Raw genomic sequence first — 16,493 nt, 5'->3', positions numbered from 1 at the left:
TGCGAGGTGGCACCCGGGATCAAGGACCGCGACGCCTTGGTGGGATTTAGGCCGGCAGGGCGGCTAGTCCATTGAAAGGTGGCGTTGATGTGCCGGTGGCACCATCAATGCCACTGTATTACTCCGGCCGCGGCATGACCGCCGTCGGCGGGACGCCGAAGGCCTGCTTGAACGCGCGGCTGAAGTGGGCCGTGTCGCTGAAGCCCCATCGAAAGGCGACAGCGGTGACCGTCGTGGAGCCCGAGGCGCCGGCCAGATCGCGGCGGCAGCGCTCCAGCCGCTGCTGGCGTATCCATCGTGCCACCGGTGTCCCCGACTCGGAGAAGATGAGGTGCAGGGTGCGCACCGAGATCCAGTGGGCGGCTGCGATGGAGCTGACAGACATTTGCCGGTCGTCGAGCCGCTCCAGGATGTACTGCTGAATGTCCGCGAGAAGCTGCGCGCGCTGCCCGGAGGCTGTGCCTTGGGCGGGGGCCACCGCGGTGTCGAGGAGATCGAGGAGCCCGTTCACCGTCCGGTGCAGGGCATCATCACTGAGGTGGTCCAGCTCGCGGGCGATTGCGCGGATCTGGCTTGCAGCAATGGAAAGTGCGCCGGCTCCGGGCCGCGCGGCGAGGGGACGACTGCTCCCGAGCATCGATGCGATGGATTGCGGGACCCGCGCCATCGGGACGAGCAGCGACAGCTGGCGGTGCTGCCCAACGCTGTCGAAGGTGCCTTTTCGGTCGCTGTCCCAGAGGAACAGGTCGCCTGGATTGAGCGTGAATCGGTCATCTCCATAGGTGCACGTCAGCCGCCCACTGAGCTGCAGCTGGATGCCCACGACGTCAGGGGTGTTTGATGAAGGGGCGTGTTGACCCCCGAACGCCGCGCAGCGCACGTCGGCGACGTTGAGGTTCCCGGCCCCCCGGTAGCGGATACGGGCGGCATAGGTATCCTCGACCGGCGTGGAGAGGTCCCAGTCCATGTGCAGCGCGCGCATCTTCTCCGCCCACGCTTCGAACCGGGCTTTCTCCGGCAAGAGGTCGGTGGACCAGGTCTGCACCTTTGTCATGGATCGTCTCCTTCAACACCCTCACGGGACTTGCCGTCCGCTGCCGGCCCCAAGGTCAGGCTTCGCGGCGGACGCCCAGACTTGCACAGACGGGCAAGGCCGGCTGCACGGGCAGTCATGCGCCCGGCCCTGCAACAGACATACCGTGTGTCCTAGATCATACGGGCTCTAGCCCGCGTGGACGGTACCGCGCATTGGGGGACCGTTCCGAGCACCCGCTTCAAAGGAGAGACGATGGCCGTGGCCACAGAGCATGTAGACGTTTTGATCATAGGTGCGGGCCTGTCGGGCATCGGTGCGGCCGCCCATCTGGTTCGGGAGTGTCCCGGTAAGCGGTATGCCGTCCTGGAGTCGCGCGGCGCCATCGGCGGGACCTGGGACCTGTTCCGCTACCCCGGTATCCGCTCCGATTCGGACATGTACACCTTCGGCTACGCCTTCAAGCCATGGACGGAGCCGAAGGCAATCTCTGACGGGGCATCGATCAAACGGTACGTCGAGGAGACTGCCGAGGAATACGGAATCACCGGGAAAATCCGCTTCCACCACCGGGTCTTGTGTGCGGAGTGGTCTACCGCCGACGGACGCTGGACGGTTACCGCCGAACGGTCCGATACCGGGGAATCAGTTGTCTTTACGGCCCTCTGGGTTATTGGCTCCACCGGCTACTACCGCTACGACGAAGGCTACCGGCCGGCGTTCGAGGGCGAGGAGCGCTTCCGCGGTCAGATCGTGCACCCGCAGCACTGGCCCGAAGACCTGGACTACGCGGGCAAGCGCGTCGTCGTCATCGGCAGCGGCGCCACAGCCGTGACACTGGTACCGAACCTGGCGGAGAAGGCAGCGCACGTCACCATGCTGCAACGCACCCCCACGTACATCGCATCGGTGCCGGCTGTCGATCCGCTGGCCGATGTGCTGAGACGCGTGCTGCCGGCCTCCGTGGCATATCCCGCCTTGCGGTGGAAGAACATGCTGAACCTGCACCTGAAGTACACACTGAGCCGCAAAAACCCGGACATGGTTCGCGCCAAGATCCGCAAGGATGCAGTCAAGTTGCTCCCCGCCGGTTACGACGTCGACACGCACTTCAACCCGCCCTACAACCCCTGGGACCAGCGTTTGTGCGCGGTCCCGGACGGGGACCTGTTCACGGCACTGCGGGGTGAAAAAGCATCGATTGCCACCGGGCGAATCCGCACTCTTAACAAGGACGGGATCGTACTTGAATCGGGCGAGGACCTGCCCGCAGACATCATCGTGACTGCTACCGGGCTGAACCTTCAATGGCTGGGCGGCATGACTGTGAGCGTCGACGGCGAGAAGGTCGACGTCGGCGAGCGGTTTGCTTACAAAGGCATGATGATCTCAGGAGTGCCCAACCTGAGCATGGTCACGGGCTACACGAACAACTCCTGGACGCTGAAGGCTGACCTGGTCAGTCGGTATGCGTGCCGCCTCCTGCAACATCTGGACGCGAACGGCTACGTTTCCGCCACCCCGCTCACCCCCTTCGGCGAGACCCCACGCCCTTTCCTGGACCTCGACGCCGGCTACATCCGGCGTGGAGTGGACGGGATGGCCAAGCAGGGCACGCAGGTGCCTTGGCGGTTGCACCAGAACTACATGAAGGACATTCGGCTGCTAAGCGGCCGTCAACTGGAGGACGGGAGCATGAGCTTTCAACGGCGGCGGGCAGCCGGGGAGTCATCAGTGGAGGCGTTCTACGCTCCCGCCACGCAAACGGTTGCAGTAAACGGCGGGCAGGTCCGCTACCGCGATGAGGGGGAAGGAACCCCTGTCGTCATGGTGCATGGCATAGGCCGCAGCCTTGAGGACTGGAACGAGCAGCATGAGTTGATTGCTGGTCAGGGGTACCGCCTCATCAGCGTCGACTTGGCAGGCTACGGTGGGTCCGAACCGCTGAGCGAGCCATACTCACTGCCCGCTCTGGCCCGTTTCCTCGGCGCCTTCCTGGACGCGGTGGGCATCACCCAACCCGCCCACATAGTGGGCAACTCTCTGGGCGGTGCCGTCGCCATGCAGCTAGCCGTGGACGCGCCCCAGCGGGTGCGCAGCCTCGTACTCGCCGGCAGCGCCGGTTTCGGCAGGGAGGTCGCACTGCCGGTCCGTCTGATGTCAGTCCGGCCGCTAGGCAAGATGCTGCTGAGCAAGCCCAGCCCCGCCTCGTCACGCCGGCTGGAACTCAGCCTCTTCAACGACCCGGCGCAGGTCACCGACGAGCGGGTGCAGCTGGGGTACCGTCTGGCCTCCCGACCACACGCGAGCCGCGTGTTCCTGGACACCGCCGCAGCCCTCGGCACGTTCCGCGGTACCAATGAGGCCTGGCGCAAGGAGCTCATGGAAGGCTTGGCCGCCCAGCGTGTACCGACCCTGGTCATCTGGGGAGAGCAGGACAATATTTTCCCGTTCGCCCATCTCGCCGCCGCCGGCGAACACCTGCCGCACGCCCGCACACACGCCATGCCCAAGGTCGGGCACATGCCGCAGATCGAGCGGGCCAAGGAGTTCGCCGACCTGACCACCGGCTTTTGGGCCGATACACCAGCCCGGCTCGCGCCCGTTGGCGAAGGCGCTGCATAAGCGCCCAAAGCGCACGATCGCCGTCCCGCGCCTCTTTTCCGGGTGTCCGGCGCCCAGTCAGCAAACCGAAAGGAACATACGACATGTCGAGTCTTCAAAACCTGGGGCTCGGATCCTGGCCGCGTCGACGGGCGATGCTCAGTCCAGACCGCGTGGCCTTGGTCTTCGAGGGAACGGAGCTGACATTCGCACAGTTCGCCGATCGGGTGGAGTCGCTATCCGCATGGTTGGCCTATCAGGGCGTCCATGCGGGTGACCGGGTGGCCTACTGGGGAGCAAACAATGTGGCACTCCTAGAGACGCTGTTCGCCACCACTCGGATTGGAGCAATCTGCGTGCTGGTCAACGCCCGGCTCGCGCCGGCAGAGGCGGAGTACATCCTGCAAGACAGCGGCGCCGCTCTGCTGTTCTTCGGCCAAGGGCAGGCAGAAGCAGCAAGAATGATCGCCGGGAGGATACCCGCCCGTCTGTTGGTCGACGTCGATGGCACCGGCGCGGGGACACCTTACGGGCAGATGCCGGAAGAGGAAGCTCGCCCGGTGCCGGAAGCCTGCTGCGGTCTCGATGATCCGGCCGTGCTGATGTACACCTCCGGCACCACCGGGCGTCCCAAGGGCGCCGTGCTGACCCACGGAAACTTGTTCTTCAATGACATCAACGTCCTGATCGAAAACGACATACGCCCAGACGAGGTGTGCTTGGCGGCAGCCCCTCTGTTCCACATCGCCGGACTCAACGGGCTCGTGCTGCCAACGTTCCTCAAGGGCGGAACAATCGAGGTGCACCGGCGCGTGGAACCTGAAGCGATCTTCTCCGCGATCCAGGGCCGGGGGGTGACCAGCCTGTTCGCCGTCCCGGCCATGCTCGATGCCCTGGCCCACCACCGCCTGTTCAGCCAGACCGACCTGTCCTCGCTGCGCACCATCGTCGTCGGCGGGGCCCCGGTGCCCGAACGCATTCTGCGGGCGTGGGCCGCGCGGGGCGTGGCCGTCCAGCAGGGCTACGGCCTCACCGAAACCGCCCCGGCGGTGCTCAAGCTTGCCGCCGAGGACGGGATCCGCAAGGCCGGATCGGCCGGCAAGCCGCAGTTCCTTGTCGATGTCCGCCTCATCGCCCCGAACGGCGAGCCGGCATCCCCCGGGGAAATCGGGGAGATCCAGACGGTGGGACCGAATGTGATCCGCGAGTACTGGCAGCGCCCCGAGGCCACCGCCGCCGCGTTTGCCGACGGCTGGTTCCGCACCGGGGACGCAGCGGTGCGGGACGAGGAGGGCTACTACTGGATCCGGGACCGGTACAAGGACATGTACGTCTCGGGCGGGGAGAACGTGTACCCGGCGGAGGTGGAGTCCGCCCTGCTGAACGTGCCCGGTGTCGCCGAAGCCGCCGTCATCGGAGTACCCGATGAGCAGTGGGGCGAGGTCGGCAAAGCCTTCATCGTGCCCGAAGCCGGCGTTGAGCTCACGGCCGAGGACATCCGCGCAGCCGTCGCGCCTGCCCTGTCCCGGTTCAAAATCCCCAAGCAGATCGAGTTCATCGAACAGATGCCGCGCACCTCCACCGGCAAGTTGCTGAAAACCGATCTGCGCACCCGCCAAGGAGTTTCCCGATGAGCTTGTCCGCCACAACCACCGTCCAGTCCCACGACCTGCTGCTCTTTGAGACATTGTTGGATCCCGCGGAGCAAGCAGTATTGGAAGACTTCCGTTCCTATCTGGCCGGCGTGGATGACACCGCGCTGAACCGTGCCTGGGAGAACGCGGAATTTCCGGTCGAACTCGTCCAGTCACTGGCCGAATCCGGCCAACTGGGCCGGCACCTGCACACCGGGCAAGAACCCAGCCACCTGCTGCGCGGCATGCTCACCGCAGAACTCGCCCGCAAGGACGCCTCCCTGGCCACCTTCGTAGGGGTCAGCGGCTCGTTGTTCGCCCTGTCGGTGCGCCGCTTCGGCTCACCCTCCCAACAGGCCCACATCCTGCCGGCCGTCGCCACCGGCGAACTGATCGGCGCGTTCGCGCTCACCGAACCGGGCTCAGGCTCCGACATCGCCGGCGGCATGACCACCACGGCCCGCCGGGAGGGAGCCGGCTGGGTGATCAACGGTGCCAAACGGTGGATCGGCAACGCCACCTGGGGCCACCAAGCCATCGTGTGGGCGAAGGAGCAAGGCGGAGACGGCCGCTTCCTCGGTTTCATCGTCCCCACCGACACCCCGGGATGGTTGGCCGAGAAGATCGAAGGCAAGTACAGCCTGCGCACCGTGCAGAACGCCCACATCACCCTCACCGACGTCCGCATCCCGGACACCGCGCGGCTGCCTGGGGTCAGCTCGTTCCGGCAGATCTCCGAAGTGCTGAAATCCACGCGGCTGGAGGTCGGGTGGACGGCACTGGGCAATGCGATCGGTGCCTTCGACGCGGCCTTGGCCCACGCCATGGGCCACCACCAGTTCGGCCGCCCCGTGGCACGGTTCCAACTCGTGCAGGACCTGCTCGTCCGTTCCGAAATCAACATCACCTCCTCCCTGGGGGCGCTGGTCCAGGCCGCCCGACTCGCCAACCGGGACGCACTGGAAGAGGAACACGCCTCCCTGGTGAAGCTGATGGCCGCCTCCCAGGCCCGCCAGACCGTCGCCCACTGCCGGGAAGTGCTCGGCGGCAACGGCATCAAGTTGGAAAACAAAGTGATGAAGCACTTCATGGACGCCGAGGCGATCTACACCTTTGAAGGCACCCACCAGATCAACACGTTGATCGTCGGCCGGGCCCTCACCGGAATCTCCGCCTTCGTCTGAAACGCCTTCGCCCGACATCCACCCGCCGCGAAACCCATCAGGAGAGCCACCGTGCGCCAAACCGTCCTCGTGTCCTACGCCCGCACCCCGATCGGCAGGGCATACAAGGGGGCCTACAACGACACCCCGGCCCAGACACTGGCCGGCCACGCTATCGAGCACGCGGTCCGGCGTGCCGGGCTTGGCCCCGCCGAAATCGACGACGTCATCCTGGGCGCAGCCCTGCAGCAGGGCAGCCAGGGAATGAACCTGGCCCGGCAGGCCGCCCTGCGAGCCGGCCTACCGGACACGGTGCCCGGGATGACGGTGGACCGCCAGTGCGCCTCTGGACTCATGGCCATCGCTCTGGGAGCCCGCATGATCGAAGCCGGGGACGCCGACATTATCGTCGCCGGCGGAGCCGAGTCCGTGTCCCTGGTGCAAAACCAACACTTCAACACCCACCGTGCCCATGACCCTTGGCTGAAAGCCAATGTTCCCGGCCTGTACTCCAGCATGCTCGAAACTGCCGAACTCGTCGCCGACCGCTACGGGATCTCCCGCGAGGCCCAAGACCACTACGCCGCCGAGTCCCAGCGGCGCACCGCCGCAGCCCAACAACGCGGGGCCTTCGACGCCGAAATCGTCCCACTGTCCCAACACCCGGACAGGAACGCCACCGCCCCGGCCGGGACATTAGCCCGCGACGAGGGCAACCGACCCAACACCACTGCTAAGACTCTGGCCGAACTCAGCCCGGTCCTGGACCGGGACGGAAAGCACCCGGGCCGGTTCAGCGTCACCGCTGGCAACGCCTCCCAACTCTCCGACGGGGCCGCCGCCGTGGTCCTCATGGACGCCACCGAGGCTTCCCGCCGTGACCTTGAACCGCTGGGCATCTTCCACGGTGTCGCCGTCACCGGCTGCGCACCCGACGAGATGGGCATCGGCCCGGTCACCGCCGTTCCGAAACTGCTTTCCCGGCACGGGCTGGCCATCGACGACATTGACCTCTGGGAACTCAATGAAGCATTCGCCTCCCAGACCCTGCACTGTCGCGACACCTTGGGTATCGACCCGGAACGGTTCAACGTCGACGGCGGAGCGATCTCCATCGGCCACCCATACGGCATGAGCGGCGCCCGCATGACCGGGCACGCACTGCACGCCACCCGGGGACGCGGCGGAAAGTACGCCGTGGTGACCATGTGCATCGGCGGTGGCATGGGCGCCGCAGGCCTCTTCGAGGCGCTCTGACCCCCTGATCTCCCGCTGACCACGCCCAGGCAACGCCCCGGCTGACTGAACCTGCACAGCCACCCACGACAAGGAGAAACCATGCAAAACCTCACCGTGCTCGGCACAGGTGTCCTCGGATCGCAGATCGCCTTTCAGGCCGCCTATCGGGGCAAAGATGTCGTCGCCTACGATCTCAGCGACGAGATACTTGCAAAACTGGCTGTCCGCTGGGAATACCTCAAGCCGCTCTACCTGCGCGATCTGCCCGAAGCCACCGCCGAAAAGCTCGATGCCGCCGTCGGACGCATCCGCACCTCCAGCGACCTGACCGATGCCCTGAAGGACGCCGAGATCGTCATTGAAGCGGTCCCCGAGGTTCTGCAGATTAAGCGCGATGTCTGGGCGAAGGCCGGAGCAGTGGCACCCACGAACACGGTGTTCGCTACGAACTCTTCAACGCTCCTGCCCAGTGACATCGCAGATGCCACGGGCCGTCCGGAAAAATTCCTGGCACTGCACTTTGCCAACGAGGTCTGGCGCCTGAACACCGGCGAAATCATGGGACATGCGGGCACTGCCGCGCAGTACCTGGACGCCGTTGCTGAATTCGCCGAGGAGATCGGCATGGTCCCCATTAAGCTGAAGAAGGAACAGCCTGGATACATCCTGAATTCGCTACTGGTTCCGTTCCTGACCTCGGCCGCGAAGCTCTACGTACGGGACGTCGCCGACGTAGCGGTCATCGACGCGACCTGGCGCAGGGCCACGGGCGCACCCTTCGGCCCCTTCGAAATCCACGACATCATCGGCATGGAAACCCCATACAACCTCAACACCCATAGTGAGGACCCGGAACTCCGGGAATTCGCGAATATCCTCAAACGCGACTTCATCGACAAGGGCCGGTTGGGACTTGCCACGGGGAAAGGATTCTACGACTACGAGTAACCCGGCTCGACGACTCTCCCTGACCGGGTGAAGGTTTCAAAGCCGGTCCTCAGGTCCGTTGCCGGTTGTTTTCGGGTCTGTTGGCAGGCGACCGGTACGCCCAGCTTCTCGTGATCCTGCCCTCCGTGCCGGACGGGGAGCCCGGGCAGGACCGGCCCGCCCGGCTCCGCACCTACCGCTGCAAGTGCGGAGTTACCCTGTACGCATCCGGGACATGGACCGAAAAGTAATCCGCCGATAACCGTGAGTATGTCCCGGCAGTGTCTCGATGAAGCATCCGCTAACGGGACATACATGAACCTTGGTGGACATGGCGTTCATAAGTTCCCGCTCATCTTTGTCGCGGTGTGCGGCCGGCTTGCGAGACTGTCAGGCCGAGGCGCGCAGGGTTCGGCCCTGAGCAGGGAAGGAATGCGACTTAGATAACCATGCTCCTCCATTGCGGCCACTTGTATGGCACTGCTCATTGTTCTCCGGCCAGTGCCCGCATATCAAACGGAGACCCGGTGTCGCGTGAACTATGGCCAAAGGGGGATACTCGTGAGGCCAACCGCTCCCCGGTCGGGAACCGGGTACTACAGTGGGTGCATGGCTGCCAGCCGCAATCCGCTCGACGACCTGCGCGAAACCATCGGCCATCTGGCCGATCAGCTCAAGCTGCACGGTTCGGAGCGCGTCGACGATTTGGTCGGGGATCGCATCGGTGCGAGGCCCGGGCCGGCCCGGCCGCTGTCCGAGGTGCAGGCCGAGCTCGACACGCTGGTGGGGCTGGGGACCGTGAAGGAACAGGTGAGGGCCCTCGTCGCACTGCTCCAGGTCCAGGCCCGTCGAAAGGCGCACGGCCTGCCGGAGGTGGCCACATCACAGCATCTGGTGTTCCTCGGAAACCCGGGCACGGGCAAGACCACCGTGGCGCGGCTCCTGGCCGAGATGTACCGCGCGGTCGGTCTACTGCAGAAAGGCCACCTGGTCGAGGTCGACCGTTCGGGCCTGGTGGGGCAGTACGTCGGCGCGACCGCCATCAAGACGGACCGGGTGATCCGGCGTGCGCTGGACGGCGTCCTGTTCATTGATGAGGCCTACGCGCTGGCCCCGGACGACGGGCGGGCGGACTTCGGACCAGAGGCGATCGAGGTCCTGCTTAAGCGGATGGAGGACCACCGCCACCGCCTGGTCGTGATCGTGGCCGGGTACCCGCAGCTGATGGAGTCCTTCCTGCTCTCGAACCCCGGACTGCGCTCCCGATTCGCCCGCGAGATCACGTTCCCCGACTACTCCATCGACGAACTCCTGACGATCTTCCACCGGATGCTGGCCCAACACGAGTACACGCTGGAGCCGGGCGCGGACCAGATGCTGCGCCGCATCTTCACCGGGCTCCACGCGGGCGAGGACTCCGGCAACGCACGGTTCGCCCGCACGTTGTTCGAGCAGGCGCTCAACCGTCAGGCGCTGCGGCTGTCGCTGGACGGGGAACAAAGTTTCGATGCGCTCGATCGTGAGGCCGTCATGACGCTCACCGAGGACGACATCGTCGAGGCCGCGCTGGCCTTGGGCGAGGAGCCGGAGCCGGAACCAACGCCGGAACCGGAGCAGTCACGTTGGCGGCGCTGGCTGGCCTGACCGCATCAGCGGCGGCGGCCAGGCAGCCCTCTGAGCGATTGAGACCGTGGCCGGATGCCGCACGTATTCCGCACCAGGGGCAGACGGAAGGCCCGCGACGTTGCGGGCCTTCCGGATGTAACTACTTCCCATGAATACCGAGGCGTCTTTGCCTCGGGCCTGCTGTTGCGGCCAAGCCCGGCTATCCTGCCGGGCGTGCCGGCGGGGCTGGGCGGCCGTTGACCCGGCTCACCCTGGGTGTCAGCCGCCGAAGAACGGGGCGATCGACTTGACCAGCTGCTGGATACCGAGGACGCCGAACAGCAGGGCACAGATTCCCAGCGCGATGTTGGTGTGCAGTCGGTTGGCCCACGCCTTCGGGATCCGCTTGCCGTTGAGCAGGCCGAGCAGGGTCAGGGCAAGGAACGGCATGAACAGCGAGCCGAGGACGCCGTAGGCCAGGATCAGCGCGATCGGCTTGCCCATGATGAACAGCAGCATGGGCGGGAAGGTCAGCCAGAGCACATAGAACTTGAAGTACTTGCCCCCAATGCGGGTGTCCGGATGGCCGGAGGGCTTCTTGCGCATGTGGCCCCAGAAGTCGGCAAACATCAGGGACACACCGTTCCAGACGCCGATGATGGAGGAGAACGACGCCGCCCAGAAGCCGATCAGGAAGGTGGTGCCGACGACCTCGCCGTAGCGATCGTTGAGGACGTTGCCCAGATCCAGCAAGCCCTCATCGCTCCCGCTGATGGAGACTCCGGCCGAGCGGACGACCTCCGCGCCGACGATCAGCATGGCAATGACGAAGATGCCGGTCATGACGTAGGCCATGGAGTTATCGATGCGCATGACACGCATCCACTTGGGGGTGTACCAGCCCTTTTCACGCAGCCAGTAGCCGTAGGCTGCCAGCGTGATGGTGCCGCCGACGCCGCCGGCGAGGGCCAGGGTGGACAGGAGGCCGCCTTCGGCCGGGATCGAGGGGATCAGCCCCTTGAGCATTTCGGGGATGTTGGGAACGGCAATGATGGCCAGGCCCACGACGGTGACGAACATGATGCCGACCAGCACTGCGGTGATTTTCTCGAAGGTGGCATATTTGCCGAACCAGATCATGACGAAGCCGGCCAGGCTGTTCAGGATGGCCCACGCCCACAGCGGGAGCACCGGGAACATGGCGGCCAACGGCAGCGCTGCCGCGGAGGTGGCGGTGGCGCCGTAGACGAAGCCCCAGATGATGATGTAAGGGCCGAAGTACCAGGTGGTCCAGCGGCCGAGCGTCAGCCAGCCTTCGAAGATGGTCTTGCCGGTGGCCAGGGTGTAGCGTCCGGCGCCTTCGACCAGGACGATTTTCATGACGACACCGACGATGACGGCCCAGAAGAGCTGGTAACCGAATTGGGTGCCGGCCACCAGGGTGGCGACCATGTCCCCTGCCCCCACGCCGGTGGCCGCTACGACGAGCCCGGGGCCGACAATTTTCCATTTGGCGGGCTTGCCGCCGTCGTCGTCAATCCGGTCGGCGTGGTTCACCGCTCCGGTTGGCGCGTTGTACTCAGACATTTGGATTTCCTGTTCTTGGAAGAATTGGTGCAATCGACGTGAGGCTTGTTCCGTCAGGGCAGCCTCTGGTTCTTTCCCCTTTCTCGATCGGGCTCGCAGCGGGCAGGTGTCAGGACGCCTGGGGTTCCAGCCGCCGGCAGAAAAGAGCCATCAGGAGAACCAGGGCGGTGGGAACGGCGAGGGCCGTGAGGCCGGCAAAGGGTACGACGGCCGCACCGACGATGGCGCCGCCCAGCATGCTTCCAACGGCTGCCAGCTGGCGTGCCGAAACGCGCCGTTTGCGCCAGGTTCGGCCCGCTCCGGCCTCGGCGAAGAATTGCGAGAGGGTGGAGGTGACGACCACGGTGTTGATCTCGGGGACCGCCAGAAGTCTCGCGGCGAGGCTCTGGCAACCCATGGCCACCCCGATGAGGGCGGTGATGACCAGTCCCAAAGATCCGCCCCCATTCATGAAAGCGAGGGCGGTGCTCACGGCCAGGAGCACCCCGGTGGTGAGGAACAGCATCCGTGGGGCCGGGGATCCCCGCTTCTTTGCCTCCAGCAGCCTGTTGCACAAGCCCGCCACCATGCATCCGACGCAGAACGCGAGGAGGGCGACCAGCGGGTGGATCAATTCGGCCCAGTCCCCGCTCAGTCCGATCCCCACCAGAATCAGGTTTCCGGTCATGTTGGCACCGAAAATACGGTCCAGTCCGAGGTAGGTCAGGGCATCCAGGAAGCCCGTGCCGAACGAGAGCACCGTCAAGAGGAGCGGATCGGGAAGCAGCCAGCCGCGCCTGACACTCTTTGCCGGGCGCCTTTCCGTCAGCGTCATCCGAGCGGTCCGTAGCGTCCGGATCCGTCCGATCGGGGATCGCTGGCCGCCACCGGAGCGCCGGCGGAATCCACCGTGACCAGCTGCATGTGCCCCAGCCCGTCGGTGAAGTCCGGCTCCATGCGGGTCCGGCCGAGACTATCCGCCAAGTGCTCCCGCGTCCCGGCATCCACGGACTGCTCAATGACGGCCACATCGGCACCCTGGTCGTCCTGCACGATCATCCAGCGCGGGCCCAGCAGCGCAGACGCCGGCGATTCGCCCGCCCACTGCCTCAGCAGGACCTGGGCGTGGATCTGCGGCTGGGCTTTGCCGCCCATGGTCGACTGGATATAGCGGATGCGTTCGTGCTCGTCGGTCACCATGACCGGCATCAGCGTGTGCGGCGGCATGGCTCCGCCCCGGAAGGCGTTCGGCTGCGAGTCGTTCAGCGAGAACATAGAGCCCCGGCACTGCAGGATGACGCCGGTGGCCGGATCCATCAGGTACGAGCCGAAGGCCGAGTACAGGCTCTGGATCCAGGACACGCTCAACCCCGTGCTGTCCACGCACGAAATTCCGACCGTGTCTCCATCGGCCCGTGCCGAGGCGAGTGCGGGAGTTCCGGATGACGGCAGGTCCTCCAGGCCGTAATCGCGGTAGAAGTACGGTTCGGAGTCTTCGCTGAGGATGTTGTCCCGGAGGTGGTTGCAGATCCGGGCATTGACCTGCATGGCCTCGACGACATCCGCCGAGGTCACCGCGTGGCCCGTGGCCGCGGACAGGTTCTCCAGCAGCCGGATCAGTGCGAAGCCCTGGGTGGGTGGCGGGCTGGTGTACACGGTGTGGCTTTCGCCGCGGTGTGACAGCGGCGCGGCGGTGACCGGGACGACCGATGCGAAGTCGTCGGCACTGAATTCGGCGCGGTGGCCCTGCATGAACGAGAGCAGTGACTCGCCCGTCGTGCCCCGGTAGAACTCCTGAAACCCTGCCGAACCCATGCGGCGCAGCGTTTCCGCCAGCGCCGGGTTCGACACGCGCTTGCCCGGCTCAAACGAGGAACCAAACAACGCGGAGACCAGGTCGGCACTTATTCCGCCGGCAGCTGCTGCTTTGACCGCTGCCATCGTCACCGACCGGGACAGCTGATAGCCGCCGGCGAGTTCCGCCGCCCTTTCGAGCAGGGTCGAGGGCGCCAGCCGTCCGTACCGCTCATGCAGGTGCTGCCAGCCGGCGGGGGCTCCGGGAACCGTGAGGGTCGCCGGTCCGCGGGCCGGCATCTTCTCGCCAAACCGATCCCTCATGTCCGCCAGGCGGCCGGCTCCGGGGGCTCGGCCTACGGCAAGCACGCACTCAGGCTCTGCATCGGGTTCCTTCACCAGCGCCACCAGATCGCCGCCGATGGAACAGTTGTGCGGGTAGACGACGGACAGGACGGCGGCCGCGGCGATGGCGGCGTCGACCGCGCTTCCGCCTGACTGAAGAACGGCCCACCCGGCCTCCGTGGCCAGGTGGTGCGGCGTTGAGATTGCTGCTTGATTCATTGCTGGGGCTTCCTCTGCTAGTTCACAGAACCGGTAGGGTGGTTGGACCACTTTGGGTAGCATAGTGAGGTGAGTCACTAAACCACAAGGGTGTGGGGCCGCGAAATACACTTTTAATTGCCGGAACTTGTGCGGTCAGGGGGAAACCCGCTAACCGGTACCCATAGAGAGGACGAATATGCGCAGCCTGAGGCAGGAGCCCTTATTGGTATTCAGCGATCGCGTAGACGTTCTCGCCGAGGCAATTCGGACCCGGATTGAGGACGGTACCCTGAGCCCCGGAGCTAAACTTCCGAGCGAACGGGAAATCGCCGAGAATTACCGCTTGTCCAGGAATACGGTGCGGGAAGCCCTGCGCGAGCTCGAGGCGGTCGGCCTGCTGTATCGCCGCCCTGGCAGCGGCACCTACGTAGCCGACGAACCGCTTTTGGCCTTCGGCTCCTCGTCGCTGGGCGGCAGCGCCGGTGCCGGTGACCCGATGAATCACGTCATGGATCTCCGCCTTGTCATCGAACCGGGGATCGCCAAGCGGGCGGCCATCAGGGCGCGTGGCCAGGTATCCAAATTGCGGTCGATCCTCGATGCGGCCACCAAAGAGGCGGCCCGCTCCCAGCCCTCGAACGCGGAATTAAGAAAACTCGATCTGGATTTCCATGCGGAACTGGCCCGGCTGTCCCTGAACCCGCTGCTGACCGAATTGTTGGCGATGTCCAACGACCTGATGGCCCCCTCGCGTGCCGACGAATTCCTGACGCTGGAACGCGTCCGGAGCTCTGTCATGTGGCACGGCCGCATTTTCGAGGCAGTTTTGGCACGCGACGGCGACGGGGCCTTCGATGCCATGGAGGAGCACCTGATCGACATCAAGGGCCACACCGAAAAGGGACAGTGAATACGGGGGCACCATACCGGCGCCCGCGGGTCTTCGCCTGACCGGGCGCGCCTAGCACTCGACGACGTTGACGGCCAGGCCTCCCATCGCGGTTTCCTTGTACTTGGAGCTCATGTCCTTGCCGGTTTCGCGCATCGTGATGATGACTTCGTCCAGCGAGACGCGGTGCGTCCCGTCGCCCCAGAGCGCCATCTTGGCCGCGTTCACGGCTTTGGCGGCGCCGATGGCGTTGCGCTCAATGCAGGGGATCTGCACCAGGCCGCCGATCGGGTCGCAGGTCAGCCCCAGGTTGTGCTCCATCGCGATCTCGGCGGCATTTTCCACCTGCGCGGGACTGCCGCCCATCACCTCGGCCAGTCCCGCTGCGGCCATGGAGGACGCGGAACCCACTTCGCCCTGGCAGCCGACCTCGGCGCCGGAGATGGAGGCCTGCTCCTTGTAGAGGACCCCGACGGCGGCGGCCGCCAACAGGAATTTCACGATGACGTCTTCCTTGTCCGCCTGCGTCGCCTTGTCCATGCCCGGCGCGTAGTGCGTGGCGTAGAACATGACCGCGGGGATGATGCCGGCCGCTCCGTTGGTCGGTGCGGTGACGACGCGGCCTCCCGAGGCGTTCTCCTCGTTCACGGCCAGGGCCACCAGGTTGACCCATTCCTGCCAGTATTTGTGGTCCCGGTCCTTGTCCTCCTTGCGCAGCCGCTCATGCCAGGCCGGGGCCCGGCGGCGGACGTTCAGCCCGCCGGGCAGGAAACCTTCGCGCCTGATGGCGGAGTCCTTGCAGTCCTCCATCACCTGCCAGATGTGGATCAAGCCGGCACGGATCTCCGCCTCGGAGCGCGAGGCCTTCTCGTTGAGCATCATGATGTCGCTGATGCCCAGGCCGGTGTTGCGGCAGTGTTTCAGCAGTTCCGCCGCCGTCCGGAAGGGGTAGGGGAGCGTCTCCTGGGCGGCATCGAGCTCCCGGGCCGCCGCACCTTCCTCGCCGTCGCGGACCACGAAGCCGCCGCCCACGGAAAAGAACGTCGCCTCGTGAAGGACGGCGCCGGCGTCGTCGGTCACCTGGAATTTCATCCCGTTGGTGTGCCGGGGCAGCACGGTGAGCGGATGCTGCACCATGTCCTCGACCCGGTAGTCCAGGACCCGTCCGGCCGAGCCCTCGACCCGCGCGCACAACTGCAACTCGCCGGTCGAGGCCATCTTTGCCAGCCGGGATTCGACGTCGTCCGGCAGGATCTGCTCGGGCTGGAAACCTTCCAGCCCGAGCATCACCGCCGTGAACGTGCCGTGGCCGCGGCCGGTGGCCGCGAGGGACCCGTACAGGTCCACCCGCAGCCCTGCCACCCGGTCCAGCACGCCGCGTGACACCAGTTCACCGGCAAAGACGGCGGCCGCCCGCATCGGACCGACGGTGTGCGAACTGGACGGACCGATGCCTACGGTAAAGAGGTCGAAGACGCCTACGGCCATGAGGC

General features: G+C 65.7%; 12 protein-coding genes. 7 read left to right on the top strand and 5 right to left on the bottom strand.

What is annotated here, in order from left to right; all coding sequences use genetic code 11:
- Positions 1–118: 118 nt before the first annotated feature.
- A complete protein-coding gene (locus AC5RVZ_RS08405) occupies positions 119–1,045 on the bottom strand; it encodes a helix-turn-helix domain-containing protein (protein WP_494065297.1) in 927 nt (308 codons plus the stop codon).
- 243 nt (positions 1,046–1,288) lie between these two features.
- Between AC5RVZ_RS08405 and AC5RVZ_RS08400 the strand changes: the two genes are divergently transcribed.
- The 6 genes from AC5RVZ_RS08400 to AC5RVZ_RS08375 all read left to right on the top strand — a co-directional run bounded on the left by AC5RVZ_RS08400 (position 1,289) and on the right by AC5RVZ_RS08375 (position 10,244).
- The gene (locus AC5RVZ_RS08400) at positions 1,289–3,658 is read left to right on the top strand and encodes an alpha/beta fold hydrolase (protein WP_494065296.1); all 2,370 of its coding nucleotides are present in this window, start codon (positions 1,289–1,291) and stop codon (positions 3,656–3,658) included.
- Between the two features lie 83 nt (positions 3,659–3,741).
- Positions 3,742–5,271 carry an acyl-CoA synthetase gene (locus AC5RVZ_RS08395; RefSeq protein ID WP_494065295.1) on the top strand — a complete coding sequence of 510 codons (1,530 nt, stop codon included), beginning with the start codon at positions 3,742–3,744 and terminating at the stop codon, positions 5,269–5,271.
- On the top strand, positions 5,268–6,455 hold the full coding sequence (locus AC5RVZ_RS08390; protein WP_494065294.1) for an acyl-CoA dehydrogenase family protein: 1,188 nt from the start codon (positions 5,268–5,270) through the stop codon (positions 6,453–6,455). Before AC5RVZ_RS08395 ends, AC5RVZ_RS08390 begins: the two co-directional genes overlap by 4 nt.
- Before the next feature lie 51 nt (positions 6,456–6,506).
- Positions 6,507–7,691, top strand: coding sequence for a thiolase family protein (locus AC5RVZ_RS08385; protein ID WP_494013532.1), 1,185 nt, complete (start codon positions 6,507–6,509; stop codon positions 7,689–7,691).
- Positions 7,692–7,772: 81 nt separating this feature from the next.
- Positions 7,773–8,621, top strand: coding sequence for a 3-hydroxyacyl-CoA dehydrogenase (locus AC5RVZ_RS08380; RefSeq protein WP_494065293.1), 849 nt, complete (start codon positions 7,773–7,775; stop codon positions 8,619–8,621).
- 588 nt (positions 8,622–9,209) lie between these two features.
- The gene (locus AC5RVZ_RS08375) at positions 9,210–10,244 is read left to right on the top strand and encodes an AAA family ATPase (protein WP_494065292.1); all 1,035 of its coding nucleotides are present in this window, start codon (positions 9,210–9,212) and stop codon (positions 10,242–10,244) included.
- Between the two features lie 240 nt (positions 10,245–10,484).
- Here the strand turns inward: AC5RVZ_RS08375 and AC5RVZ_RS08370 are convergent, their stop codons facing one another.
- The 3 genes from AC5RVZ_RS08370 to AC5RVZ_RS08360 form a co-directional block, all read right to left on the bottom strand.
- The gene (locus AC5RVZ_RS08370) at positions 10,485–11,792 is read right to left on the bottom strand and encodes an Nramp family divalent metal transporter (protein ID WP_494065291.1); all 1,308 of its coding nucleotides are present in this window, start codon (positions 11,790–11,792) and stop codon (positions 10,485–10,487) included.
- 109 nt (positions 11,793–11,901) lie between these two features.
- Positions 11,902–12,606 carry a YoaK family protein gene (locus AC5RVZ_RS08365; protein WP_494065290.1) on the bottom strand — a complete coding sequence of 235 codons (705 nt, stop codon included), beginning with the start codon at positions 12,604–12,606 and terminating at the stop codon, positions 11,902–11,904.
- A complete protein-coding gene (locus AC5RVZ_RS08360) occupies positions 12,603–14,129 on the bottom strand; it encodes a gamma-glutamyltransferase (RefSeq protein WP_494065289.1) in 1,527 nt (508 codons plus the stop codon). The genes AC5RVZ_RS08365 and AC5RVZ_RS08360 overlap by 4 nt, the downstream gene beginning before the upstream one ends.
- Before the next feature lie 178 nt (positions 14,130–14,307).
- Between AC5RVZ_RS08360 and AC5RVZ_RS08355 the strand changes: the two genes are divergently transcribed.
- Positions 14,308–15,021, top strand: coding sequence for a FadR/GntR family transcriptional regulator (locus AC5RVZ_RS08355; protein WP_494065288.1), 714 nt, complete (start codon positions 14,308–14,310; stop codon positions 15,019–15,021).
- A gap of 51 nt (positions 15,022–15,072) precedes the next feature.
- On the opposite strand, the gene AC5RVZ_RS08350 is transcribed toward AC5RVZ_RS08355, so the two are convergent.
- On the bottom strand, positions 15,073–16,488 hold the full coding sequence (locus AC5RVZ_RS08350) for an L-serine ammonia-lyase (protein ID WP_494065287.1): 1,416 nt from the start codon (positions 16,486–16,488) through the stop codon (positions 15,073–15,075).
- Positions 16,489–16,493: the final 5 nt, after the last annotated feature.

The sequence above is a fragment of the Arthrobacter sp. Cza30 genome, from assembly GCF_059090765.1.
This window is presented reverse-complemented; position numbering and strand designations above follow the sequence as displayed.